The organism is Candidatus Protofrankia californiensis, assembly GCF_900634765.1.
Taxonomy (GTDB): domain Bacteria; phylum Actinomycetota; class Actinomycetes; order Frankiales; family Frankiaceae; genus Protofrankia; species Protofrankia californiensis.
This window is the reverse complement of record NZ_CAAAFT010000123.1, coordinates 17,737-23,582: the sequence shown is the minus strand read 5'-3', so window position 1 is coordinate 23,582 and position 5,846 is coordinate 17,737. Positions and strand designations below refer to the sequence as shown.

Sequence of the window (5,846 nt, the reverse complement as noted above, 5' to 3'; positions counted from 1 at the left end):
CTACAAGACCTGACCAGTTACAAATCTGAAACTATTTTAAATGCGTATGCTCTTTGGTCTCGTATTGACGATATTGGGGAACAGGCCACAAGTGTAGACTTGGATAGAGGTCGCCGTTTTACAGCTAAAACGATAGACCAATGGCATTCTCTCTTAACCTCTGAATATGGGGTAGTAGCGTGAGTGTGCCGAGAGGCGAGACTGGCAATATCCCTATACCTCGAGTGGAGGCGATTAAGAGGTTCCTAGCAATTTCCGGCTGGACCACGATATCTAGCGGCTCACGGGGGGAAATGTGGGCCAAGGACGGCTTCAGACTTGCGGTTCCCTCTGACTGGAAGTCGGATTATGGGCTAGCAAGAGGGACGATTGAACGCCTTGCTACCGCAATTGATTCCAATTTATATTCACTCTGGTTGAAGCTCGCGACCGATGCATTCGATCTGATGAACTTTCAAATCATTGGCGAGTCGCTTAGGCCGGGGTTCATTCCGCTTGCGGCAGCTACTGCTGCTGTCGATGGAGCGCGGAAGCTCATAGCCAGCGCCGGAACCTCGGCTGTGCATCCGAGGCGTCACATTAATCGCGCCTACGATCTACAAGCTCGGAGAGTGTCACGCGAAGCACTGTTGGGTCACACGAGAGACGGATCATTCGTCTTTCCGCTCTATGTACAGATCGGACCCGAAGGCGGCGACGACGGACTTTTTGATGTATCTGAATTTGAGAGTTTCCCACGACGAGTGACGAGAACGCTAGCCGAGGCGCTTGCGGTTACTCGTCGCCTGGTGGACGACCTAGAACAAAATGCATCGGATGGCAGTTTGGAAGATGCCGTCTCGACTGGAGTTTCCAGCGAACTATGTTCGTCGCTGGGCAAGATTCTTAAAAATGACGGGATAGGAAAGCTTCGGATATCTTTTTCCTGGGGGCCAGTGGGAGCAATACCGCCTCCAGCCACGACAAACGTTTCCTTTGACAGCTCTGCTCGACCCGCACTCAAATCACTTGCAGAGCGACTGTCCGCTCCAGTTCCCGATCGCGAGATGGACTATGCAGGCAGACTAATAACGATCGGCCATGATCCAGAGGAGCGTGAACATTATCTGGTCGTCCATGTATATCGTCACGGGAGGCCAGTAGAACTCAAGGTTTTCGTGAACCGCGAAGTTCATAGCCGGGCTGTTCGCTGGTATGAAAACCGGACAACAGTGGTAATTCGTGGCACCATGATCGATTCGGGGATGCAGCAAGTTATTCGTACTCCAACCTCTGTTAAGGCCTTCGTGGAAGATAGGCTGGAGTAAAGGACGGCATGATGGAGGAATAGTCACGGATGCGTGAGAGGATTTCGGCAACACTGACGCCAAGTAGCACGATTGTGCGGCCGATGACGAGGCCGACAGTCAGGGGCTCGCTGGGCGCAAGTGCGCCCGATGATATGACGGCGGCCGGAGGGAGATAGGTGACTGCTGGCACCGCGGGCGGCTCCTCATCCATGATGGTCCGGTAGCTCAAGATGGATACGATCCGGTTCCGAGCGTGCCAAGCGTCGCGGCTGCGGCACGATTGGTAGTAGTGAAGCGAACCGTCGCAGCACAACCAACCCCTGCCTTGCAAAGTCGGTCCGGTCCGTCCGCCGGTGTCCACGCCCGTCCGCACAGTCGACCGGGCCTGGGCTCCGGTTCCGCCATCGGCTGCGGCTGTCCGTGGACGTCCGCCGGCTTGGCCACACGGTTGGCTACATTCGCCGGCCTCCCGGCTGGACGGAATGACCCGCGGATTATGAGATCTTCCGTGCTCCGTCCGTCGACGTCCACTGCGGTGCACCGGTACAGGTCACGGGTCTCACGATGACCCTGGGCGTCGACCGCTCGTCCGTCGTGGTCCGCTGGCTTGGCTGCCAGCCTGGCTGCCACGACTCGGCCCGTTGGGAGGACGCCGTCACGCTACGAAACTCGAGAGCCGGTGACTCGGCCAACGCTAGCTTGACTGCGCAAGCGACTGAGACGAGTCAAATAGCTGCCGTGCTGTGCCGATTAGGATGCCAGCGGGGCCCGAGACGATATCCGACGCTTCCTCATGTTTGCACTGTTTCGTCGGTCCGGGGCGCCGGCACTGTCTGCGTGGACGGGATGGCGCGATAGCTCTGCTGCCTAACGGCACTTAGGATGAGATCTCTTAGAGTTTCCATCATTTCCAACACCTCATCACGGAGAGCATTGAAGGAACCGACGTCTGGATATATGCTGCGGCCATGGGCTATGCTATTGCGGTTGTCGCAAAGCGATTTGTCGATCAATTTATCTTTAGTTGTGAAAGGTTCAATTTCAAAACCGACACTCTCCATGATCTCTGCGAGTACGGCAAATCGCAAATTCGATTTTGTATCGACGATAGAATTCTTTGACATCCGAGCGCGAGACTCGGTCGGCCGCCTCACAGCGTCGACTAGAGCATCGATCCCGACGTCATCTCCGGCTATCGCGCGCTTGCTCAGACTGAGCAAAACAGTTCGAAGGAAGCCGTCGTTTAGTTCCTCGAGCCGTAAGCGTCTCCGTGCGACAAAATCGACATACCCCTGGCACGCTTCTTTAACGAATCCTTCCCAGTGGGCGTATAGCAGCGCGACGCCACTTCTTGCAAGCGCTCGGGCGAGGGGTGACCCGTTGGCATGCCGTTCCGCATCCTCTATTGCGGCCCCCAACGCGAGCAATTCCATTCGACGCCAGGAAAGTGTGCCGTCGAGCAGGTCTGCGATGTCATTAACGGTTCTCTGCGCCATAGCAATTCATCGGCTGAAGAAGTTGCGGGAACGCAGGATAAGGCGCGGTACACGGCGCCTTGGACTCATGCCAGTCCCCGAGTTCTCCCGGAATACGGGCGCTGACCAGATTTGTCGTACGCGCTCCTTCAGCTCGTCCAGCGTCCGGCTTTCCCAGAGCTCGATATTGCCACTCACACCAGAGGTGACGAACTCGAAGCAGGCAATGGAGAACGGGCCGAGGTGTCGCGACCCGTTCCAACGCCTAAATGTGTCATCGCCGAGGCTCTCCGCTAGGAGGGAGAACGTCCGTTCGAAGAGGTGGATGTCAATCGTCGACTCGGGAGTGCCGAACTTCTCCGCAGCAGATCGCATCCAGTTAGTGACATATTCACCGAGCTCTTCCCTCAACTCTGAATCGGCGCCCTTGTAGTCGGCTTGACAGAAAAAGCGGAGGACCAGCTCTTCATAGTAGGCCTCGCTTTCCTTTTGATCCGAGACTTGACATGAATTACGGAAAGAAGAGTTCTTCGAAAGGGTTGCTACCTGGTCATACATTTCCTGGTTCAACATGACCAACAGGCAGTTCCTCGCCTCCTGCTGGGAGAGACGAGTGCCGGCGTTCAGCCGCTGGAACATGTCGTACTTGGCGTTACCGTCGGACTCTTTGCGAATTATTCGGAACTCCAGCTTCGCACGCTTGAAGTCGCGCCGCATAGCCTCCGAGAAGACCCTGTTCTCTGGGCCCGTGACCTCCCATCGGTAACCTTCAAGACTGGGTAGATACTCCGTGCCCAACAGGGTAAGGGGTTCTGCAAGATTCTCGGCCTCGTCGCGGTAGATTCCGACGAACTGAAGGACGGTGGAAAGTCTTTGGACGCCATCGATTACGTCCCATATACCGTCGAGTCGCTGCGATACGAAAATTGGAGGAACGGGTATTCCGAGCAGTATCGACTCAATCAGGCTCGACTTCTGCCGATCGTCCCATCGAAAGATTCGCTGGAACTCCGGATGGATCTCAAGATCGCCGTCCCGGTAAAGAGATAGGACTTCACCGATGGACATCGCGTAGCCATCAGCATGGATTTCCTTTGCCTTGGTGGCAATCTGTTCTTCAAGAGCCACGCCGTGCTTGTCCCATCTCTTAAGCTGCGGCCTCGGGTAGCCGTCGGACAAATCGTAGCCGCTAGCAGGTCCGGCCGGAGCGTGGGCAGCCGTCGGTTCGCGCTGTGACGGGCCTGCTTGAGGAACTGATGCGCCAGCGCGAGCACGGCCGTCAGGCTGGGCGGGTCGGGCTGTCCCGTGAGCGAAGCGACCTGGAACAGGTGAGCGGGGCGTGCGCCAGCGTCCGCTTATCGTCCTTATGCCCACGGCGTGCGCGACGGTAGGCGCGCGGTCGGGCTCGTCCTGCCGGGCTGGTACCCCGGACCCCTTGGCCTGAGTCGGCCGTCTGTCGGGTAGAACGTCGCGGTGCTGGGTGGCGACGCGCCGGCGAGCATGGCCGCCCACGGCCACGCGCAGCCGTCGCGCGGCGCGGTCCGCGCCGCGTCTTGATCCCAAAACAGACTAATTCGGCAGTCTGCCAACCCTGTGCTCGATGGTCTCTTGGCCGATCGGAACGTGGCGGCCTGTTCACGCTGATCGTGTGGTCATGCCTCGCTGGGCAAACTCGATCAGAGCGCTTGTACGTGATGCACGGCTGGGGAGTTGGTCAAGAACGGTTTGGGTGCGGTCGATGGCGTCTTGCAGCTCGGGGACGTCGCGGGCAGGGAACAGCTCGGGGATGTGGCTGAGCGGCGCGGCAACAACGCCGTTGGCGCCGGCGGCAAGGCTGGCGGCGACGTGTCGGGCTGTGCCGTCCCACAGGGTGAACGTGGGGCCGGCAGCGGCTCGGAGAGCGGCCAGATCCTCCGGGCTGGCCTTCGACACCTTCGCGCCGCGAGGAAGACAGCCGTGAGTGATAGCGGTGGGGACCAGTTCCGGGGTGAACGTGTGGCCGCTGAATTCGGGGTGGCTGAACACATAGCTCGGGTTCGGTAGTGCGGCGAGGAATCCGCGGGCCTGATCGATGGTGTGCAGATCTCGCAGGACGACCATGGGTGTGATCCCGCGGCGTTCGGCTTCGGTGATGTCCGCCGGTGACCAGCAACAGGCGGTGATCCGGTCTGGGCTGACCGCGGCCGTCCAGATATCGATGGTGGCGGCTCGTTCGGCCGTGGTCGCGGTGTGTCCGTTGGTGGTGGTGCCGGACAGGATGAACAGGTCGGCCCAGGTGGCGGCGGCGCACCGGGCATAGCGCTCCGTGTCGGCTGCGCTGATGGTCCCGTCCGTCTTGCGGAACGTGAGCGCGGGTATGACGAGCTGAAAGCTCACGCGAGTGGTTCCCGAAGGGGCGGGATGTTGCCCGGGTCGCCGGTCAGCGCATGGTGGATCAGGTGGGCGGTCGCGGTCGGTGTCCGCTGGTCGGTACGCAGGACCATGGTGAACGTGCCGGGTTCGGCTGCGGCTAGGTCTGCCTGCGTTTCGTCCCAGACCCGAAGCCGTTCTTCGAGATCACTGCTGCCGCGTTCGTGGAGGCGGGCACGGGTGATATCGCGGGGACACCACAGCAAAATCGTGAGCCATCGTGCGGGGTAGCCGGTGCGGAGGGCGGTGATGCCGGCGACCTGGCCCAGGTGCACGACGGGGACCCGTCCAGCGATGATGATCTCATCTAGCCGTGGGCTGTCGATGGCGTAGATGTTCCCGTACCGCTCGTTCGCGTAGACGATCAGATGCCGGTCATGGAGCTGCGCGAGGTCACCAGCAGAAGTGCGCCGGTATCCGACACTCTTACCACTTCCGGCCTTCAACCGGTCGAAATGGACATACCGATCATCAACGGCAGTGAGCGCGGATGTGACGGTGTCCTTCCCGGCTGCCGGTGGTCCACACAGCACGATCGCGTCAGGACACGTCACGGACACGACTGGCAAGCTGTCGGGCCTGCTCGGCGAGGCTGGTCTTGGCGTGCCGACCGTTATCAACGACGAAATGCGTGCACACCTGTACTCCGCACGTTTGGTTTTCGTGCTCTGAC

6 protein-coding genes are annotated in these 5,846 nt (G+C 59.5%); 2 read left to right on the top strand and 4 right to left on the bottom strand.

Annotation, left to right across the window (positions count from 1 at the left end; all coding sequences use genetic code 11):
* Both DD1DGNOD_RS27855 and DD1DGNOD_RS07390 read left to right on the top strand, forming a co-directional pair.
* A partial coding sequence (locus tag DD1DGNOD_RS27855) for a hypothetical protein (RefSeq protein WP_206443009.1) occupies positions 1-183 on the top strand: 183 nt, incomplete at its 5' end.
* Positions 184-293: 110 nt separating this feature from the next.
* Complete coding sequence (locus tag DD1DGNOD_RS07390; RefSeq protein ID WP_131769738.1) at positions 294-1,307, top strand: hypothetical protein; 1,014 nt, start codon at positions 294-296, stop codon at positions 1,305-1,307.
* A 773-nt stretch (positions 1,308-2,080) separates the two neighbouring features.
* Here DD1DGNOD_RS07390 and DD1DGNOD_RS07385 read toward each other — a convergent pair.
* The 4 genes from DD1DGNOD_RS07385 to DD1DGNOD_RS07370 form a co-directional block, all read right to left on the bottom strand.
* Entirely contained in the window at positions 2,081-2,785 is a 705-nt protein-coding gene (locus DD1DGNOD_RS07385) for an MAE_28990/MAE_18760 family HEPN-like nuclease (protein ID WP_131769737.1), read from the bottom strand.
* A gap of 6 nt (positions 2,786-2,791) precedes the next feature.
* The gene (locus tag DD1DGNOD_RS07380) at positions 2,792-3,943 is read right to left on the bottom strand and encodes a DUF262 domain-containing protein (RefSeq protein ID WP_131769736.1); all 1,152 of its coding nucleotides are present in this window, start codon (positions 3,941-3,943) and stop codon (positions 2,792-2,794) included.
* 456 nt (positions 3,944-4,399) lie between these two features.
* Positions 4,400-5,140: a hypothetical protein gene (locus tag DD1DGNOD_RS07375; protein WP_131769735.1), complete on the bottom strand. Its 741-nt coding sequence runs from the start codon at positions 5,138-5,140 to the stop codon at positions 4,400-4,402.
* Positions 5,137-5,733, bottom strand: a complete 597-nt coding sequence (locus DD1DGNOD_RS07370; RefSeq protein WP_241255529.1) for a guanylate kinase — start codon at positions 5,731-5,733, stop codon at positions 5,137-5,139. Before DD1DGNOD_RS07370 ends, DD1DGNOD_RS07375 begins: the two co-directional genes overlap by 4 nt.
* Positions 5,734-5,846: the final 113 nt, after the last annotated feature.